The organism is Klebsiella sp. 141198 (assembly GCF_050600785.1).
In the GTDB taxonomy this organism is placed as follows: domain Bacteria; phylum Pseudomonadota; class Gammaproteobacteria; order Enterobacterales; family Enterobacteriaceae; genus Klebsiella; species Klebsiella aerogenes.
Genome location: NZ_JAQIRM010000001.1, coordinates 1,027,389 through 1,045,988 on the forward strand (window position 1 = coordinate 1,027,389; position 18,600 = coordinate 1,045,988).

The 18,600-nt window shown below is 57.4% G+C and carries 20 protein-coding genes; 4 read left to right on the plus strand and 16 right to left on the minus strand.

The window, feature by feature from the left end:
* Genes PGR10_RS04950 through PGR10_RS04960 form a run of 3 tightly spaced genes read left to right on the plus strand, consistent with a single transcriptional unit; the run spans position 1 to position 2,527 of the window.
* On the plus strand, positions 1-1,074 hold the full coding sequence (locus PGR10_RS04950; RefSeq protein ID WP_337071904.1) for a cysteine protease StiP family protein: 1,074 nt from the start codon (positions 1-3) through the stop codon (positions 1,072-1,074).
* The gene (locus PGR10_RS04955) at positions 1,074-2,021 is read left to right on the plus strand and encodes an HpcH/HpaI aldolase/citrate lyase family protein (RefSeq protein ID WP_113373230.1); all 948 of its coding nucleotides are present in this window, start codon (positions 1,074-1,076) and stop codon (positions 2,019-2,021) included. The genes PGR10_RS04950 and PGR10_RS04955 overlap by 1 nt, the downstream gene beginning before the upstream one ends.
* Before the next feature lie 38 nt (positions 2,022-2,059).
* Positions 2,060-2,527: a tellurium resistance protein TerW gene (locus PGR10_RS04960; protein ID WP_113373229.1), complete on the plus strand. Its 468-nt coding sequence runs from the start codon at positions 2,060-2,062 to the stop codon at positions 2,525-2,527.
* 194 nt (positions 2,528-2,721) lie between these two features.
* Here PGR10_RS04960 and PGR10_RS04965 read toward each other — a convergent pair whose 3' ends face one another.
* The 16 genes from PGR10_RS04965 to paaA all read right to left on the minus strand — a co-directional run bounded on the left by PGR10_RS04965 (position 2,722) and on the right by paaA (position 16,155).
* Positions 2,722-3,363: a lysophospholipid acyltransferase family protein gene (locus PGR10_RS04965; protein WP_430923113.1), complete on the minus strand. Its 642-nt coding sequence runs from the start codon at positions 3,361-3,363 to the stop codon at positions 2,722-2,724.
* Between the two features lie 4 nt (positions 3,364-3,367).
* The gene (locus PGR10_RS04970; protein WP_087859467.1) at positions 3,368-4,285 is read right to left on the minus strand and encodes a phosphatidate cytidylyltransferase; all 918 of its coding nucleotides are present in this window, start codon (positions 4,283-4,285) and stop codon (positions 3,368-3,370) included.
* Positions 4,282-4,884, minus strand: a complete 603-nt coding sequence (locus PGR10_RS04975; RefSeq protein ID WP_430923055.1) for a CDP-alcohol phosphatidyltransferase family protein — start codon at positions 4,882-4,884, stop codon at positions 4,282-4,284. Before PGR10_RS04975 ends, PGR10_RS04970 begins: the two co-directional genes overlap by 4 nt.
* Before the next feature lie 120 nt (positions 4,885-5,004).
* The gene (paaY, locus tag PGR10_RS04980) at positions 5,005-5,601 is read right to left on the minus strand and encodes a phenylacetic acid degradation protein PaaY (RefSeq protein WP_113373226.1); all 597 of its coding nucleotides are present in this window, start codon (positions 5,599-5,601) and stop codon (positions 5,005-5,007) included.
* Between the two features lie 9 nt (positions 5,602-5,610).
* Complete coding sequence (paaX, locus tag PGR10_RS04985; protein ID WP_026612287.1) at positions 5,611-6,537, minus strand: phenylacetic acid degradation operon negative regulatory protein PaaX; 927 nt, start codon at positions 6,535-6,537, stop codon at positions 5,611-5,613.
* Between the two features lie 99 nt (positions 6,538-6,636).
* Positions 6,637-7,953 carry a phenylacetate--CoA ligase PaaK gene (paaK, locus tag PGR10_RS04990; RefSeq protein ID WP_004224503.1) on the minus strand — a complete coding sequence of 439 codons (1,317 nt, stop codon included), beginning with the start codon at positions 7,951-7,953 and terminating at the stop codon, positions 6,637-6,639.
* A 26-nt stretch (positions 7,954-7,979) separates the two neighbouring features.
* Entirely contained in the window at positions 7,980-9,185 is a 1,206-nt protein-coding gene (pcaF, locus tag PGR10_RS04995) for a 3-oxoadipyl-CoA thiolase (RefSeq protein WP_430923056.1), read from the minus strand.
* On the minus strand, positions 9,185-9,607 hold the full coding sequence (gene paaI / locus PGR10_RS05000; RefSeq protein ID WP_023279988.1) for a hydroxyphenylacetyl-CoA thioesterase PaaI: 423 nt from the start codon (positions 9,605-9,607) through the stop codon (positions 9,185-9,187). Before paaI ends, pcaF begins: the two co-directional genes overlap by 1 nt.
* The gene (locus PGR10_RS05005) at positions 9,597-11,018 is read right to left on the minus strand and encodes a 3-hydroxyacyl-CoA dehydrogenase (protein ID WP_430923057.1); all 1,422 of its coding nucleotides are present in this window, start codon (positions 11,016-11,018) and stop codon (positions 9,597-9,599) included. The genes paaI and PGR10_RS05005 overlap by 11 nt, the downstream gene beginning before the upstream one ends.
* Positions 11,019-11,021: 3 nt before the next feature.
* A complete protein-coding gene (gene paaG / locus PGR10_RS05010; protein ID WP_032711767.1) occupies positions 11,022-11,810 on the minus strand; it encodes a 2-(1,2-epoxy-1,2-dihydrophenyl)acetyl-CoA isomerase PaaG in 789 nt (262 codons plus the stop codon).
* A gap of 2 nt (positions 11,811-11,812) precedes the next feature.
* Positions 11,813-12,580: a 2,3-dehydroadipyl-CoA hydratase PaaF gene (gene paaF, locus PGR10_RS05015; RefSeq protein ID WP_430923058.1), complete on the minus strand. Its 768-nt coding sequence runs from the start codon at positions 12,578-12,580 to the stop codon at positions 11,813-11,815.
* Positions 12,577-13,647 carry a 1,2-phenylacetyl-CoA epoxidase subunit PaaE gene (gene paaE, locus PGR10_RS05020; RefSeq protein WP_316424019.1) on the minus strand — a complete coding sequence of 357 codons (1,071 nt, stop codon included), beginning with the start codon at positions 13,645-13,647 and terminating at the stop codon, positions 12,577-12,579. Before paaE ends, paaF begins: the two co-directional genes overlap by 4 nt.
* 7 nt (positions 13,648-13,654) lie before the next feature.
* Positions 13,655-14,152: a 1,2-phenylacetyl-CoA epoxidase subunit PaaD gene (paaD, locus tag PGR10_RS05025; protein WP_308958708.1), complete on the minus strand. Its 498-nt coding sequence runs from the start codon at positions 14,150-14,152 to the stop codon at positions 13,655-13,657.
* An 11-nt stretch (positions 14,153-14,163) separates the two neighbouring features.
* Positions 14,164-14,919, minus strand: a complete 756-nt coding sequence (gene paaC, locus PGR10_RS05030; RefSeq protein WP_411324992.1) for a 1,2-phenylacetyl-CoA epoxidase subunit PaaC — start codon at positions 14,917-14,919, stop codon at positions 14,164-14,166.
* Positions 14,920-14,926: 7 nt separating this feature from the next.
* Positions 14,927-15,214 carry a 1,2-phenylacetyl-CoA epoxidase subunit PaaB gene (gene paaB, locus PGR10_RS05035; protein ID WP_004224492.1) on the minus strand — a complete coding sequence of 96 codons (288 nt, stop codon included), beginning with the start codon at positions 15,212-15,214 and terminating at the stop codon, positions 14,927-14,929.
* 11 nt (positions 15,215-15,225) lie between these two features.
* A complete protein-coding gene (paaA, locus tag PGR10_RS05040; protein ID WP_015366333.1) occupies positions 15,226-16,155 on the minus strand; it encodes a 1,2-phenylacetyl-CoA epoxidase subunit PaaA in 930 nt (309 codons plus the stop codon).
* A gap of 286 nt (positions 16,156-16,441) precedes the next feature.
* On the opposite strand from paaA, the gene paaZ reads away from it, so the two are divergent.
* A complete protein-coding gene (gene paaZ, locus PGR10_RS05045; RefSeq protein WP_430923059.1) occupies positions 16,442-18,487 on the plus strand; it encodes a phenylacetic acid degradation bifunctional protein PaaZ in 2,046 nt (681 codons plus the stop codon).
* The last annotated feature ends 113 nt before the right edge of the window (positions 18,488-18,600 follow it).

An 18,600-nucleotide genomic window follows, 5' to 3' on the forward strand; every position in this document is an offset into this window, starting at 1 on the left:
ATGCACGAGCTCCATCACTTTTCCGGCGCTTTTCCGCAAAATGACGTTCGCTTTCTACTCAGTCCGGTGAATATCGCCATGACGTCGGTTGATGAAAAAGAGGTGTTGATTCAATCTGGTAAAGCGCACTATTCCGACCTGCTCAGCCAGGAGCCCGCGCCAAGTCAGTGGCATCTTAATCTTTTTGCCAAGGCCCTGCAGCGTGAAACGCCACGTATGGCTAACGAGGTGCAGCAGCTCTGTCACACGCTCATCGCGCAGTTCACTGATACGCCTATCATACTGGTGAGTTTAGTGCGCGCGGGTGTGCCGCTAGGGGTGATGCTACAGCGTGCGCTGCGTGATGCGGGTAAAACGTCCTTCCACTACGGTATTAGCATCATTCGCGATCGCGGTATTGATAGCGCCGCGCTTGACTGGATTGAACACCGTCACGGCACGCAAGGTATCGTCTTTGTCGACGGATGGACCGGGAAAGGCGCCATTCGTTCGCAGCTGCAACGTTCGCTACATGGCCGTAAAGGCTACCCCGCCGATCCCAGACTGGTGGTGTTAGCCGATCCCTGCGGCTGCGCGTGGTTGTCCGCGTCCGACGATGACTGGTTAATCCCCTTCGGAATCATGGGCGCGCCGGTATCGGGTCTGATTTCTCGCTCTTTGTGGTCGCCGGTCGGCTTTCACGGTTGTGTGCAATGCGATCATTTAGCTGATTTTGAATGCGGCCAGCTACTGGTTGATACCGTTGACAACTATCGACAGACGCTACTATCCGCCGCGCAGATTAAACCTGATTTAGCGCAGAAAGCCAGACTTCGACGCAAAAGCGAAACTGTAGTGCTCCACCTTGCTGAACGATATGCCGTCGACAATCTTAACCGCATCAAACCAGGCATCGCAGAAGCAACACGAGCGGTGCTTCGCAGGGTACCCGATCATGTTCTGGTGCGCGCCATTAACGATCCGGATGTTGCGCTACTGATTGCGTTAGCCCGCGATAAAGGTATTCACGTAAGCGAAGTTGGCGATGAAATCGGCCAATACCGTGCCGTCACTATTATCAAGAAGGTATTTTAATGAAAACACGTCTCTCGGCATGGAATCTGGGAGCGACCCTATACATGCCCGCCACGCGCCATGATATTGCCTCAACCATCATTGACGGCAAAATGAAAGGACTACGCTCATTAGTGATCTGTCTTGAGGATTCGGTTAGCGATAGCGATATCAACCACGCTCTGGTAAACCTCGAAAAGCTCTGTACACAGCTGGCCCATGCCAAAGCAACACAAGAGCACCGTCTCTGGCCGCTGGTATTTATTCGTCCACGACATCTAACCATGGCGAAACAACTAATCGAGAACTTTGATTTGACGGCCATTGACGGCATGGTCATACCCAAATTCACTCACCATTCACTGGCTGGCTGGTGGCGAGCGATCGGCAGCACTTCTCTGAGCATGATGCCAACGCTGGAAACCGAAGAGGTATTTGATTGCGAGAAAATGCGCCAACTTGCCGTAGAACTCAGCGCTCATCCCTGTCGAGCCCGGATAATCGCCTTGCGTATCGGTGGTAACGATCTCATGAATGTTATCTCGCTGCGTCGTTCGCGTAACCTGACGCTGTACGACGGGCCAATGGGATACGTTATCAAAATGCTGGTATCCGTTTTCTCTCCTTATCATTTCGCCCTTACCGCGCCGGTTTGCGAACATATCGATAGCCAGGAGATCATGGCGCGGGAACTGCAGCTGGATATGGCCCACGGTCTGGTCGGAAAAACAGCTATTCATCCCAATCAATTGCTGACGATTGAACGCGCGCTAATGGTCACACCCGGCGAACACGCTGATGCGCTACGGATCCTTAACTCCAGCCAGGCTGTGTTTAAATCTCAAGGGACAATGTGCGAACCGGCCACCCATCGCAACTGGGCTGCAGCCATCCTGGCCAGAGCAGCCCATTACGGTATCGTTAGCGAATTCGCCCAAGACGCTTTTGCCCAAGGGTCGATAAATTAACCGACACACTACACTATGGATAATGCGATGGCCTCAGGATGAGATTAAATAGTAAACAAGAGCGCATTTTTAAACTGGCGCTGATTCTCGGCAACGGGCAACCGGTCCCCTCAACGGAACTGCTGGAAAAGCTAGGTTGTTCGGATCCAACGTTATCAAGAACGCTGAAAACGTTGCGTGATACCTATGCGGCGGAAATAAAATACAGTAAAGCCGCCCATACCTATCAACTTGTCGCTAGTGGCTCCTTGACTAAGGAGATGATGGAGCGAATGGCAGAAGCGATCCGTGTCAATAGCGACCTTAAAATGCCGATGACTTCGGGTAAAGTCGTATTGAATAAGGATCAAAAAACGGCTATTTCGCTGTCGGTTAAACGCTCGGTGCTACGTAAACTGGACCGTCTGGCCTGCCTGGCGATGCTTACCCGTAGCGGCGCGGTAGAGATGCTGGCGCAAAAGTTTATTGATGAATTAATTGATTCATTTTACAACCAAAAGCGCTGATTATATCGTTCGCCGCCCTACGTCCGGGCGGCAACAAACATCTACTTGAGCTGTCACGCTATCAACCCCGTTATCTCAATTTAGCCACTCAATATCTGCAGTCAGGTAGCGCCGGGAATCGTACCGGCCAGCAACAGTAATATGAAGCCGTAACGTCGCGGGTGACAACGGTACGTTCTTACGCCACGCGGGGCTCAGCCATGCGGTTCTTCTCCATTAAAGGAAGCGCTGAGCAACAGTAACTGCCGCCCTATCTGGTCTTTAAACTGCTGTTTATCCGGATGGAAATATAACGGCTCGCCAATATTGACGTCGATGAACAGGGGTAAAGGAATGCGGTTGCCTTTAGCCATCACCCGTTCGGTACCTTTGAGCCCTATAGGGATAATAGCGACCTGCGGCAAACTTTGACTGAGATACCAAAGCCCTGATTTTATCGGCGCTATCACTCCCGGTTGTCCGCGGGTACCTTCAGGAAAAAGGATCAGGATTTGTGCATCACGTAGCGCTTGTTCACAGGCCGCTAACGGATTTTTCCCCTGCCCGCGGCGCGCTACGGGAATAATATTCAGTACATTCAGGGTGAACCAGGCCAGGGCTTTATTACGTAAAAAATAGTCCGCCGCCGCCACTGGATGAACTTGTCTCTGCGTTCGCAACGAAAATAGCGCCAGCAGCGCGAACACATCCATATGGCTGTTATGATTAGCCACCACGATCGCCGGCCCCTTTTCCGGCAGGCGCTCACGATGTTTCACCCGCAGCCCTAGCCACAGCCAGGCTAATGGCCAGATAACCACTATCGCAAACAGCATTCTAAAGCCATTTTTTAGCATCATGTCAGTAGCAGGAATAACGAATAAAATGGAAGAATACCGGCGCGGTAAAGATAAGAGAGTCCAGCCGGTCAAGAATGCCGCCGTGGCCCGGCAGCAAGGTACCGCTGTCTTTCACCCCAATATCGCGTTTCACCGCCGACATCACCACATCTCCGCAGAAACCCGCGCTGCCGATCATCGCGCCCGCCAATAACGACATCTGCCAGTTAAGCGGCGTCATTATCGGCCCCAGCAGCCATGCGGCCAGCGTGGTGCAGCCAATACCGCCAAGCAACCCGGCCAGGGTCTTATTTGGGCTCACGGTTGGCGTGATTTTGATCCGCCCCAATGATTTACCCCAAAGATACTGCGCAATGTCGTTGAATTCGGTTAAGCCCACCAGAAACAGCACCAGCAGCGCGCCGGTTTGCTGACCGTTGGTTGGCAACACCAGCAAAGAAGCCACGTGGCTAAAAGCGAAGACGGTGGTCATCAGCCCCCAATGGTGCTGCGCGGCGCTATGTAAAAACCCCCGGGTATCACCCGCCAGAACCATTCTCGCAGGCAGGAATAAAAAGGCGTACACCGGAATGAAAATGATATACAGACCGTACCAGCCAATACTGATTAGCCAATAGTTGATGGGGATGGCGATGAACATCCACAGTACGGGCATGCGGTCAGCCTGTCGGGAGGGCACCAGAGTCAAGAACTCTTTCAGCGCCATAAAGCTGACCAGCGCGAAAAAGGTCAGCGCTAACCAGCGCGGGCTGAGCAACGCCAGCGAAAAAAGGACGATAATCACCCACCAGGTGTGGATCCGTAAGGTCAACTCACGCCAGTTTTTCTCAGGCTTCCGCCAGCGCAGCAGACCATCCACCGCTGTCGCCAATAGCAATAGCAAAAAGATAACCGCCAGAGAACGCAGCAATAGCGTCATGCCCTGGCTCCGGGCAGAACGCTGGAACAGCGGTTGATAATGGTCCAGATAAGCAGCAAGGTAACGAGCCCCCACAGCATATTGCTCCATACCGCCACGTCCGGCCACAGGTTCAATGCTATCCCCCAACCGCCAAACACCATAGCGCGATCGCTTTTCCCCATCGGCCCGGCGTAACTACGCACGCCGCCAATCGCCTGCGTCAGCACTCCGGCAAACTCACTGAGAACCGTACAAAGCAGCATTGTTAACACCAGCGTCGGATGGCTACCGGGAAGCAATAAAAAAGGAAGATATAACGCAACATCGGAGATCACATCGCCAAATTCGTTGAGCACCGCGCCGAGTCGGGACTGCTGACGACACTCTCGAGCCAGCATGCCATCAAGCGCATTAAGCGCCATACGGATAAACAGAACAACTGGAAGTATCCAGTAAAGAGTGTAATGCGGAAAGATCGCCAGGAATAAGCCGGTCAGAACGGATAATAACAAGGCGGCGAGCGTCACCTGATTGGCGGTGACCGCTCGCTTCGCCAACCAGAACATGATTGGCCGCAGCAGCGCCTGAAACGCAGGCTTCACGCTGTAAAGCGTCATTGTCAATCCTCGATAAAGTCAAAGGACCATATTGCGCTTAGCCGCTGCGTGACAAAAGACGGCAAAGTAAAATTCAGAATCCGTTAATATTCAACAAGCTAATAAAAAAATTAATAACATTCAGCTCGACGATTTTGGCCGCAGGTTTTCATCAAATTCCAGACGCTTGCGCCCGGCCTCCATCTCTTTTAATGGCTCCACCTGATGTAGCGTCTGCTTACAGCGTTCGACCAGCACCTGGTATTCACGGGTACCGTGTTTTTTCCACTCCAGCTCCTGTTCGCTCAGCGTACGAATCGCTTTTGCCGGGCTGCCGATAATTAAATGGTTAGCGGGCATTTCCGCTTTCGCTTTTACGAAAGCAGAAGCGCCGACAATACTATTTTCGCCAATTACCGCCCCGTCGATAATCACCGCGCTCATTCCCACCAGCGCGTTGCGGCCAATCACACAGCCATGCAGGATGGCGCCGTGGCCGATGTGACCGTCCTCTTCCACCACGGTATCCTGACCGGGGAAGCCGTGCATGACGCAGTTATCCTGAATATTGGCTCCGTCTTTTACTACAATACGGCCAAAATCGCCGCGCAGGCTGGCATTAGGCCCAACATAGACCCCTTTTCCCAGGATCACGTCGCCAATGAGTACCGCCGTCGGATGAACATAGCTCTCATCCGGCACCACTGGCGTCAGCCCATCAATCTGATAAATCGGCATGCAATCTCCTTAGACGCCCGGCAAACCGCCAAAGCGTTGAAAATAAAGCGGTCCCGGCGCGGGAAGCTCGCCAACCGAGCTTTCACCTTTCTCGCCGACAAACGCCAGCGCGCCGGGGGTCACGCGTTGATAAATATTGATGCACAGCTGCCGCGCGGTTTGCCCGGCCCAGTGTGCGGGAAGCAGCTCTTCCGGCAGCAGCGGGTCTTTAAGCACCACCCGGCGATAGAAATGGATAAGGAGCAGTTGGATCTGGAAACAGCGCTCCGGCGTCAATTCTGACGGTTCGCTGTCGCGCAGCAGCGGCAGTAACGGTCGGAACAATGCGATAAACGCCTCGTACATCTCATTTTGTTCGGTGAGATGCCAGCACTCTTCTACGCGGTCGCGCAGCGCCGCCCTTGAGAGCGCCAGCGGCGAATGGGCTTCAAAACAGATGACGTTTTCGGCAACGCCCGCTTCATGTAGCAGCGATTGGACATCGGCCAGTTTTTGCGACGGCGAGGCCAGCAGGCTCGGCGCCAGCGCGCCAAATCCCTGCCATAACAGTTGCTTTTTGACTTCCGCCAGAACCGTTTTTTCTAACCCTTCCGACAGTAGCAGCAGCCAGGTTCCGTCCCATTCCGGGGCATTCGCCCGATAGATTTTATGTTCCGCGCGCCGGGTCAGACGTAGTCCTTTATCGCTCAGGCGATAGAAGCTACGCCGGCCGATACGCACGACGTCGAGCCACTCTTCTTTATTGAGGCGAAATAGCGCGGTGCGAACAAAGCGCTCGCCAAATCCTAATCCTTCCAGCAGCGCCGCGACGCTACCCAGCCACACTTCCCCACCGCGTTGTAATAAGGCGTCGCCATACAGCGAGGCAATCAATGACGTGCCGCTTATCGGCATCGCCGTCACCGCTTGTTGAATAAAGGCGTCGAGTTTACTCATCTGATTCATTCTGTTGTTATATTTTTCCTTTATGAATCATAGCACAGGAAATTCCCGGCTTACGGCGTAAAGGCCTCAGCCGGGTTACCGGGGAGAGAATTAACCGCTAACCACCGCTTTACGCAGGTCGAATACCCGACAGGCTTTCCCTTCAGAGCGAGGAATGCTGCCGCAGTTGACGATAGTAATATCGGTGGAGATCCCGACCATCGACTTAATACGGTGACGCAACTGATGGCAAATCTGGCAGCGTTGTTCATGACTTAACGCCAGCCCGCTCTCTTTCAGCTCAACGCGTACCGCCAGCGAATCAAGATGACCGCGGCGATTGACCTCTAACTGATAGTGCGGCGCCAGGTGTTCAAACTTGAGGATCTCCTCTTCCAGCTGCGAGGGGAAGACGTTAACCCCGCGGATAATCAACATATCGTCGCTGCGTCCACTGATGCGATCCATGCGGCGCATGGTCCGCGCGGTTCCCGGCAGCAGGCGCGTCAGGTCGCGGGTACGATAGCGGATCACCGGCAGCGCTTCTTTGGTCAACGTGGTAAACAACAGTTCGCCATGCTCGCCATCCTCCAGCGGCGTACCGTCGTCCGGGTTGACGATTTCCGGGAAGAAGTGGTCTTCCCAGATGGTCGGGCCATCAACGGTTTCCAGACACTCCATCGCCACCCCCGGCCCCATCACCTCTGACAGACCGTAAATATCCAGCGCGGTGATCCCCAGGCGGCGCTCGATTTCCGCGCGCATCGCCAGCGTCCACGGCTCGGCGCCAAACACGCCGACCCGCAATGAACAGCCGCGGGCATCGCCGCCCATCTGGCGCTCCAGCTCTTCAATCAGATTCAGACAATAAGACGGCGTCACCATGATCATATCCGGCTGGAAGTCGCGGATCAGCTGCGCCTGTTTTTCGGTCTGTCCGCCGGACATCGGGATCACCGTCGCGCCTAAACGCTCCGCGCCGTAGTGCGCGCCAAGGCCGCCGGTAAACAAGCCGTAGCCGTAGGCGACGTGAATTTTATCTTTCGCTGAACCTCCGGCCGCACGCAGCGAACGGGCGACAATATTGGCCCAGTTATCAATATCGTTTTGCGTATAACCTACCACCGTGGGTTTGCCGGTGGTGCCGGAAGAGGCGTGAATGCGCACCACCTGCTCCATAGGCACCGCAAAGGTATCGAAGGGATAGTTGTCGCGCAGATCTTGTTTAGTGGTACAGGGGAATTTTTTCAGATCGTTTAATTCCCGAAAATCGTCAGGGTGCACACCGGCGGCGTCGAATTTGCGGCGATACATCGGCACATTTTCATACGCATGCTTGAGCGTCCATTTCAGGCGCTGGGTTTGCAGGGCCTGCAGTTCATCACGCGATGCGGTTTCAATCGGATCTAATTTTGTAGTAGTTATCATTGTAGGGTACTCGCAGGTAAATTAGCTCACACTCGCTCGAGGATCATGGCAATGCCCTGACCCACGCCAATACACATCGTACACAGCGCATAACGTCCGCCCCGGCGTTGCAGCTCAAGGCTGGCGCTGAGCGCCAGCCGCGCGCCGCTCATGCCCAGCGGATGGCCTAACGCGATGGCGCCGCCGTTGGGGTTCACGTGCGACGCATCATCCGGCACGCCGAGTTGTCTGAGCACCCCCAGCGCCTGCGCGGCGAAGGCCTCATTCAGCTCAATCAGGTCCATATCGTTAATATTGAGCCCGGCTCGCTCCAGCACTTTACGCACTGCCGGTACCGGCCCCAGGCCCATCAGGCGCGGCTCAACACCCGCCGTCGCCATCGCCACAATACGCGCGCGCGGCGTGAGCCCCTGTACGCTGGCCTGCTGTTCACTGGCGATAATCAGCGCCGCTGCGCCATCGTTAACGCCGGAAGCATTTCCAGCCGTAATGACTCCGCCTTTCCGGAACGGCGCTTTTAATAGCGCGAGTTGCTCAAGCGTGGTTTCCGGTCGAAGATGCTCATCATCGCGTACCGCGCTGACCGCTCCTTTCTTGCCGATGATCTGCACCGGCACGATTTCCTGCGCCAGAATGCCGTCGCGCTGGGCCTGCGCCGTGCGCTGTTGGCTGCGCCAGGCGAAAGCGTCCTGATCGGCTCGGCTAATATTTAACAATTCAGCTACATTCTCTGCCGTTTCCGGCATGCTGTCAGTTCCGAATTGTTGCGCCATGAGCGGGTTCACAAAACGCCAGCCAATCGTGGTATCAAAGAGTTCCGCCTGACGCTGGTACGGCGTGCTGGCTTTTCCCATCACGAATGGCGCGCGCGACATCGATTCGACGCCGCCGGCAATCAGCAGATCGGCATCGCCGGCTTTGATCGCCCTGGCGGCAAAACCGATTGCATCCAGACCCGATCCGCACAAGCGGTTAATCGTGGTGCCCGGTACGGTATGCGGATAACCGGCCAATAGCGTCGCCATGTGCGCCACGTTGCGGTTATCTTCACCGGCCTGGTTAGCACAACCGAAAATCACATCATCAATCGCTGCCGGGTCGAGCCCGGGGTTACGGCTCAGAAGCTCACGCAGCGGGATCGCCGCCAGATCGTCGGCGCGGACGCCGGCCAGCGCTCCGCCGTAGCGGCCAATCGGCGTGCGGATCCCGTCACAAATAAAGGCGTCGCGCATTACACTTCTCCCGTGATTGTGCCGCCGATGCGGTGCGATTTGCCGCGGAACAGGGCCACAATCTTTTGCTGTTGATTAACAATTTCGATGTCGTAGACGCCGGTCAGCTTGCCCTGCTGTTTGACTCTTGCGGTGGCGACCAGCCTGTCGCCGGCAAACGCCGGACGAAGAAAATCAATGCTCGCCGCCGAGGCCACCGCCGCCAGCCCCTGGCTGTTACAGGCGTAAGCGAAAGCGGTATCGGCAAGCGTAAATAGTTGACCGCCGTGACAGGTTTGATGGCCGTTAAGCATGTCCGCCGAGACGGTCATGCTCATCTGCGCAAAACCGTCGTCCATTTCGATAAGTTCGATCCCCATCTTTCTGGCGCAGGTATCTTTTTCGTACATCACGCGCGCGTTGCGCCACGGATCATTGCTCATGGTGCTTCTCCATCAGCGCCTTCTGGCGCAACAGGGAACTGGGGCGATAGCGCTCCTCGCCATAATGGTGTTGCAGGTTCTCCAGCAGTTGCAGCACCCGCCGCCAGCCAAGGCTTTCTCCCCACGCCAGCGGGCCTCGCGGATAGTTGACGCCAAGCCGCATCGCGGTATCGATGTCTTGCGCGCTCGCAATCCCTTTTTGCACCGCATCAAGCGCTTCGTTAATCAGCATCGCCACCGTGCGCCACACTAGCAGGCCGGGATAGTCGGCAATACGCAGGACTTTCTTGCCCTGCTGTTGGAAGTAATGCACGGCCTTATCAGTGGCCGCAGGCGCGTTGGTGGCTGCTGCGGCCAGCACTACCGTATCGCTGGCGCACAGGTCATACACCACCACCGGGCGTTTATGCTTAAGGCTCAGCGCCAATGCCGTTTCGCCTTCGGTCTCCAACAATAAGAGTTCATCGAGTTCTGTGACACTGTCACTTACAACCGTAATAGATTGAACACCACTAGATACCGGCGGCAGCGCCGCGTCCGGCTGCGTCTCGGCGGGCCAGCGATAGACGCCGTGGCCGCTCTTTTTACCCAATCGCCCGGCCAGCGCCAGCTCTTGCTGTAGTAGCGATGGTAGGTAGCGGCGGTCCTGCCAGAAGGCGTTAAACACCGAACAGGTCACGGCGAAGTTGACGTCCTGGCCAATCAGGTCAGTCAATGCCAGCGGTCCCATCGGAAAACCGCCGCCGTCACGCAAAGCGGCATCAATAACCTCAGGGACGGCAACCTGCTCTTCCAGCGCGCGCCAGGCCTCGGCGTAGAAGGGACGCGCTACGCGATTAACGATAAAACCGGGCGTTGAGCGGCAGCGCACCGGCTGTTTCCCCCAGCCGCTTACGCACTGGCACAGCTGCTCTACCACCTCATCAGACGTCTCGAGCCCACTCACTACCTCGACCAGTTTCATCACCGGCGCCGGATTAAAAAAGTGCAGCCCGGCCACCCGCTCCGGGTTTTTGACCCCGGCGGCGATGGCGGTAATCGAAATAGACGAGGTATTACTGGTCAACAGCGTTGACGGCGCGCATATCTCCGCCAGCTGTGCGAACAGCGCCGTTTTGACCTCCAGCCGTTCAGAGGCCGCTTCAATTACTAAATCTGCGTCGGCAAGCGCGGATAAATCGTGGGCCGGATGCAGGCGCGCCAGCAACGCATTGGCCTGCTCTGAGGCCAGTTTGCCGCGCTCGACACGTGATGCCAGACGCCTGGCAATGCCGTCGATCGCCTGGGCGATCGCGGTTTGATTAATATCGAAAATAAGCACCGGATGTCCGGCGGCAGCGGCCACTTCGGCAATACCGGCCCCCATGGTGCCGCTGCCAATCACCGCCACGGTAGCTAAGGATGTTGTCATGGCCTATTTCCCGCTGAACTGTGGTGGCCGTTTGGCCAGAAACGCGCTGACCCCTTCGCGGTAATCATCGCTGCGCCCGGCCAGGCGCTGATAATCGCGCTCAAGATCCAGCTGCGCATCGAGACTGTTGGTTTCAGAAGCCAGCAGCGCCTTTTTAATCAGCCCAAGACCAAACGTCGGTTGCGCCGCCAGATGGCGCGCCAGCTGCAGACTGGTATCCGCCAGTTCTGAATCGTCCACCAGTTGCCAGATAATCCCCCACTGCGCGGCCTGTTCCGCGCTGAGGCTATCGCCCAACAGCGCCAGCCCCATCGCGCGCGCACGGCCGGCCACCCGCGGCAGGAACCAGCTGCCGCCGCAGTCCGGCACCAGGCCGAGCTTGCTGAACGCCATCACAAATTTGGCTGAACGCGCGGCCAGCACGATATCGCAGCCCAGCGCCAGGGTAGCGCCCGCGCCGGCGGCAACGCCGTTGACCGCGCAGATAACCGGCTTCGGCAGCGCCGCCAGACGGCGTACCAGCGGGTTATAAAAACGTTCTACCGACAGGCCGAGATCCGGCGGCGGGCCGCTGGGGTCGACATTGCGGTCGTTCAAATCCTGGCCGGCGCAAAAGCCGCGACCAGCGCCGGTGATCAGCAAGCAGCGCACGCCGTCATCACGCTCGGCCTGCTTCAGACATTCCGCCAGCTGTTGATGCATCAGATCGTTAAAACTGTTGAGGCGGTCCGGGCGATTGAGGGTAATGGTCATGACGCCCTGTTCCACTGCGCTGAGAATGAAAGCTTCCACGATTAGCGTCCTTTAAATTCCGGTGTACGTTTTTGTAAGAAGGCGTCGATGCCTTCGCGACGGTCCTCGGTAGCGCTCAGCAGGCTAAACAGCTGGCGCTCCTGTTGCAGACCAGCCTGCAGGCTGACTTCCTGCGACAGGCGCAGCGACTGTTTTGCCGCCCGTAGCGCCAGCGGCGAATGGCTGGCAATGGTGGTTGCCAGTTTCAGGGCATACTCATCGGTTAACGCCGCCGGATGGATATCGCTAACCAGCCCGGCCTGCTGCGCCTGGCGGGCGTCAATACTCTCACCGCTCAGCACCATCCGACTGGCCAACGCCTTGCCAACGCTGCGGATCAGACGCTGGGTGCCGCCCGCGCCCGGCATAATGCCGAGGGTAATTTCCGGCAGGCCAAAGCGGGCATTGTCACCGGCAACAATCAGGTCACACAGCAGGGCCAACTCGCAGCCGGCGCCAAGCGCGTAGCCGTTGACCGAAGCGATGAGCGGTTTAGTGAAAGCATCGATACGCGCCCACAACCGCGGGCGAACATCATCAAGGGTGGCTGGCAGATCTTTTTCCGCCATCTCGTTGAGATCGGCCCCGGCGGCGAAAAAACGCGCGTTACCGCTGACAACGCATACGCCGACGCTGTCATCAATTGACGCCGCCTCCAGCACCTCGGCAATCTGGGTTAAGAGGGCATTGTTCAGCGCGTTGCGGGCCTGCGGGCGGTTCAGCGTCAGCTGTAACACCCGGCCATGACGGTGGATCAGCAGGTCACTCATGCCATCCCCCGCGCGTCAAAGTCGACCACCACATCGCCGCTGGTTGGCAGCGACTGGCAGCTCAGCACGTAACCCGCCGCCAGCTCGTCCGCTTCCAGGCTGTAATTGGCGGCCATCGCCACTTCACCGCGTAGCACTTTGCATTTACAGGTAGCGCATACCCCGCCCTTACAGGCGAACGGCAGATCGGCGCCCTGACGCAATGCGGCATCCAGGATGCTGTCGTCTTCGGCGCTGAGGGCGATAAGCCGATCGCGCCCATCCTGGCGGATGGTCACCGTGCGCCCTTCCGCCTGCACACCGGCAGCGCGCTTCACATTGCCGCCTGGCGTATTGAAGCGTTCGAGATGAATGGACTTCTCCGGCACGCCAAGTTCGCGCAGCGTCGTTTCCGCCTCATCCATCATCACCGCCGGACCGCAGATAAAGGCCTCGTCGAAACGGCTAAAATCCAGCAGATGGTCAGCGAGCTGGCGCAGTTTGTCGCCGTCAATGCGGCCCTGTAGCAGATCGCTGTCCATCGACTCCTGGCTAAACAGATGTATCACCTGCAGGCGCTGCGGATAGCGGTCTTTTAAATCGGCCAGCGCCTGGCGGAACATCATGCTATGGCTGCTGCGGTTACCGTAGATCAGCGTGAAGCGGCTTTGCGGCTCGGTCGCCAGCGTCGCGCTAATGATAGCCATCATCGGCGTGATCCCGGAACCGGCGGCAATCGCCAGATATTCACCCTGCCGTTCAGCCTGCGGTTGATAACCGAAATGCCCCTGCGGCACCATCACCTCCAGCTCCATACCCTGCTGGATATCGTGCTGGGCGTAGCGCGAGAAGCGCCCGCCGTCGATGGCTTTGACCGCGACGCTAATTTCCCCTGGCGTGCGGCTGCGACAAATGGAGTAACAGCGGCGCAGTTCTTCGCCGCCCAGACGGGCTTTTAGCGTCAGATGCTGGCCCGGGCGAAAACAGTATTCCGCCTGCAGGGCTTGCGGAATCGCAAAAGTGATGGTCACCGCATCGCGGGTTTCCGGCTCGACTCTCGCCACCTTAAGCGAATGGAACGTCGTCATGGCAACCTCAAATACATTTAAAGTAATCAAAAGGTTCGCGGCAGCTGTCGCAGCGATACAGCGCTTTACAGGCCGTGGAACCGAATTCGCTAATCAGCGAGGTATGGGTGCTGCCGCAGCGCGGACAGCTCACCTCAGCGGGCATGTCCGCATGGCAGGCGTGCCCCTGGGGCGGGCTGATGCCGTACTGGCGCAGGCGCTCGCGGGCATCCTGATTCATCCAGTCGGTGGTCCACGGCGGATCCAGCTGCAGGACGATATGTACCGGCACAAAGCCATGCTCGCTCATGACCGTACGGATCTCGCCCAGCAGATGCTCCGTCGCCGGACAGCCCGAATAGGTCGGGGTAAAGCCAATCACCCAGCCGTCGCCGTGGCGCGCGACGCTGCGCACCATTCCGAGGTCGGTGATGGTGAGTACCGGCACTTCCGGATCAGGGATCGCGCTTAATAATCCCCAGATGGTGCGAACCTCTGCAGGAGCGATATCGGCAAGACGTTGCATAGTCACCTCACTTACCACTGCAGTCCGGGATGCGAACGCTGCAGATACTGCATCTCCGCCAGCAGCGGGCCGAGATGTTCACTGTGCAGCCCCTGTTTGCCGCCGCTGCGGAAGGCCGCTTCCTGCGGGATCTGTAGCCCAGAGTCAAGCAGCGCGGTTTGCACAATGCTCTGCCATTCGGCCTGCAGTTCACGCGGATCAACCGCAATGCCCTGCTCAACCAGGCTGAGCTCCACTTCATCAGCCAGGAACAGTTCGCCGGTGAAGCGCCACAGATTGTCGACCGCCTGCTGCATTTTGCGGTTTGATATCTCGGTGCCGTTACCCAGTCGCTCCAGCCAGCCGCGGCTAAAACGCTGGTGGTAACGCACCTCTTTCAGCCCTTTAGCGGCAATGGCCGCCAGCTGCGTATCGCGGCTGTTCACCAGGCGGCTGAACAGGGCGACGTGCCAGACGTCGATAAAGAACTGGCGGGCGATAGTGTCGGCAAAATTGCCGTTTGGCTGCTCCACCAGCAGCAGGTTGCTGAACTGGCGCTCATCGCGGCCAAAGGCCAGCGTATCTTCGTCGCCGCAGCCGTTAAGCTCGGCGGCATAGCTTAAAAAATTGCGCGCCTGTCCGAGCAGGTCGAGGCCGATATTGGCCAGCGCAAGATCGATCTCGAGCTCGGGCGCATGGCCGCACCAGGCGCCTAAACGCTGGGCCAGAACCAGACCATTGTCGCCAAGGCGCAGGGCGTAGGTGGCTACGGGGTTAGGGTTATTCATCGCCGCCTCACATATGTTCCATGCCGTCCGGCACGGTATAGAAAGTCGGATGACGGTAGACTTTGCTTTCCGCCGGGTCGAAGAATTCGCCGCGTTCTTCCGGCTGCGAAGCAACGATTTCGCTGGCCTTCACTACCCAAATTGAGCAGCCTTCGCTGCGGCGGGTGTAGGCATCGCGGGCATTCTCCAACGCCATTTGATCATCGGCAGCGTGCAGACTGCCGACGTGACGATGGGATAACCCCTGTTTGCTGCGAACGAACACTTCATATAACGGCCAGTAAACTTTGCTCATGTTGTCTCTCCTCATGCCGCGCTGCGGGCCTGCTGTTTTTGCGCATGGGCCAGCGCGGCTTCGCGCACCCATTCGCCCTCTTCCCAGGCCTTACGCTTGGCGGCCAGCCGCTCGTGGTTGCAAATGCCACGGCCGCTAATCACCTCGTTAAATTCCTGCCAGTCGATTTCGCCGAAGCGGTAGTGGCCGCTGGCTTCATCAAACTGCAGATCCGGGTCCGGTACGGTCATACCGAGGATCTCTACCTGCGGCACGGTGTTATCGACGAAGCGCTGACGTAGCTCGTCGTTGGAGTGCAGTTTGATTTTCCACGCCATGCTGCGGGCGCTGTTCGGCGAGTTGTCATCGTTAGGGCCAAACATCATCAGCGCCGGCCACCAGAAGCGGTTAATGGCGTCCTGCAGCATCTGCCGCTGCGCGTCATTACCCTGCGCCAGCGCCATGCAGGCTTCAAATCCCTGGCGCTGGTGAAAGCTCTCTTCTTTGCAGATTTTGACCATCGCCCGGGCATAGGGGCCGTAGGAGGTCCGGCACAGCGCCACCTGGTTGACGATGGCCGCGCCATCGACCAGCCAGCCGATCACGCCGATATCGGCCCAGCTGAGGGTCGGGTAGTTAAAAATAGAGGAATATTTCATCTGCCCGTCGAGCATTTTCTGATACAGGTCTTCCCGGGCGCAGCCCAGCGTTTCCGCGGCGCTATAGAGATACAGCCCGTGTCCGGCCTCATCCTGTACCTTAGCCAGCAGGATCGCTTTGCGGCGCAGCGTCGGCGCGCGGGTGATCCAGTTGCCTTCCGGCAGCATGCCGACAATTTCCGAGTGCGCGTGCTGACCTATCTGACGAATCAAGGTCTTACGATAGGCATCCGGCATCCAGTCCCGCGGTTCGATGGCCGTTTCCTGCGCGATGCGCTGGTCAAAGCGTTGTTCTTCTGTCACGTCATCACCTTTATGATTCCGATATTCACAACAAAAACTTTTATGTGAATCACTTTGTTTATTGAAGGTTACATATTGGTTAAATAAAACCACAAATTTTGTTTGTTCTTTTTGTGATAACAACCGCAAAACCTTTTGTAAACAGCAAATAAATCAGAAACATAAACACAATCCCTGATTAACCATCGATCACAATGTTAATAAATTATTAAATTTGGACTTGATTTTTATGATTCATAAAAGAACTATTTATAGATAACACACGTAACACATTTGGAGATTTGCGATGCAGCAGTTAGCCAGTTACTTATCCGGCGCCTGGCAGACCGGCCGGGGCCGCGCCCGTACTATCCATCACGCCATCACCGGCGCGGCGCTTTGGGAGGTGACCAGTGAAGGCCTGGATATGGCGCAGGCGCGCCGCTTCGCGATTGAACGCGGTGGCAAAGCCCTGCAGGCGATGACCTTTATTGAACGCAGCGCGATGCTGAAAGCGGTAGCAAAACGGTTGCTGGAGCAGAAAGACGAGTTCTACGCCATCTCCGCGCAAACCGGCGCCACTCGCGCCGACAGTTGGGTGGATATTGAAGGCGGTATCGGTACTTTGTTCACTTATGCCGGGCTCGGTAGCCGCGAACTGCCGGACGATATTCTGTGGCCGGAAGACGAGCTGATCCCGCTCTCCAAACAAGGCGGTTTTGCCGCACGTCACGTGCTGACCTCGAAATCGGGCGTCGCCGTACATATCAACGCCTTCAACTTTCCCTGCTGGGGAATGCTGGAAAAACTGGCGCCGACCTGGCTTGCCGGCATGCCTGCTATCATTAAACCGGCCACCGCTACCGCCCAGCTCACCCAGGCAATGGTGAAAGCGATTGTCGACAGCGGCCTGGTGCCGGAAGGCGCCATCAGCCTTATTTGCGGCGGCGCGGGCGATCTTCTCGACCATCTCGATAGCCAGGACGTAGTGACCTTTACCGGCTCAGCCGCCACCGGCCAGCAGCTACGGACTCACCCTAACCTGGTGGCCAAATCTATTCCCTTTACCATGGAAGCAGATTCGCTCAACTGCTGCGTATTAGGTGAAGACGTCACGCCGGAGCAACCGGAATTTGCGCTGTTTATTCGGGAAGTGGTCCGCGAGATGACGGCGAAAGCCGGGCAAAAATGTACCGCTATCCGCAGAATCATCGTGCCACTGGCTCAGATTAATGCGGTTAGCGATGCACTGATCTCCCGCCTGCATAAAGTAACCGTCGGTGACCCTGCTCAGGAGGGCATTAAGATGGGGGCCCTGGTTAATCGCGAACAGCGTCAGGATGTGCAGGATAACGTCAATAAACTGATTGCCGCCGGCTGTGAAGCGCTGCTCGGCGGACAGGCAGATCTTAATGCTGATGGCGCGTTCTTCCCGCCGACCCTGCTGTACTGCCCGCAGCCGGATGAAACGCCAGCGGTTCACGCCATTGAAGCCTTTGGCCCGGTGGCGACGCTGATGTCGTATCGCGACCGCCAGCATGCGCTCACGCTGGCACGCGCCGGTGGCGGTAGCCTGGCTGGTACGCTGGTCACCGCCAGCGGCGAGCTGGCGCGCGAGTTTATCCTTGGCGCCGCGCGCGCGCATGGCCGTATTCAGATTCTGAACGAAGCATCCTCCGCGGAGTCCACCGGTCACGGTTCGCCGCTGCCGCAGCTGGTACACGGCGGCCCCGGCCGTGCTGGCGGCGGAGAAGAGCTCGGCGGACTGCGTTCGGTGAAACACTATATGCAGCGTACCGCGATTCAGGGCAGCCCAACGATGCTGGCGACCATAAGCCAGCAGTGGGTGCGCGGCGCTCAGGTGAATGAAGACCGCATTCACCCGTTCCGTAAATACTTCGAAGAGATCCAGCCTGGCGATAGCTTATTAACCCCGCGCCGAACGCTGACCGAAGCGGATATCGTTAATTTCGCCTGCCTGAGCGGCGATCATTTCTACGCGCACATGGACAAAATCGCCGCCGCTGAGTCGATTTTCGGCGAGCGGGTGGTCCACGGTTATTTCCTGATCTCCGCTGCGGCAGGGCTGTTCGTCGATGCCGGCGTCGGGCCGGTTATCGCCAACTACGGCATGGAAAACCTGCGCTTTATTGAGCCGGTCAAACCGGGAGACACCATTCAGGTTCGTCTGACCTGTAAGCGGAAAACGGTTAAACGTCAGCGCAGCGCCGATGAAAAAGCCACCGGCGTGGTGGAATGGGCAGTCGAGATTTTCAACCAGCATCAGCAGGCGGTGGCGCTGTATTCCATTCTTACCCTGGTGGCGCGCCAGCAGGGAGACTTCCCGGCGTAGTCAACACGCAGGTACCACGCGCTTAATGCCTCTACGGAGGCATTTTTTACGTCCGTCTGGCAAAACTGACAAACAAGCTGGCAAAAGCAAACAAACGTTCGCGGGCGGCAGAC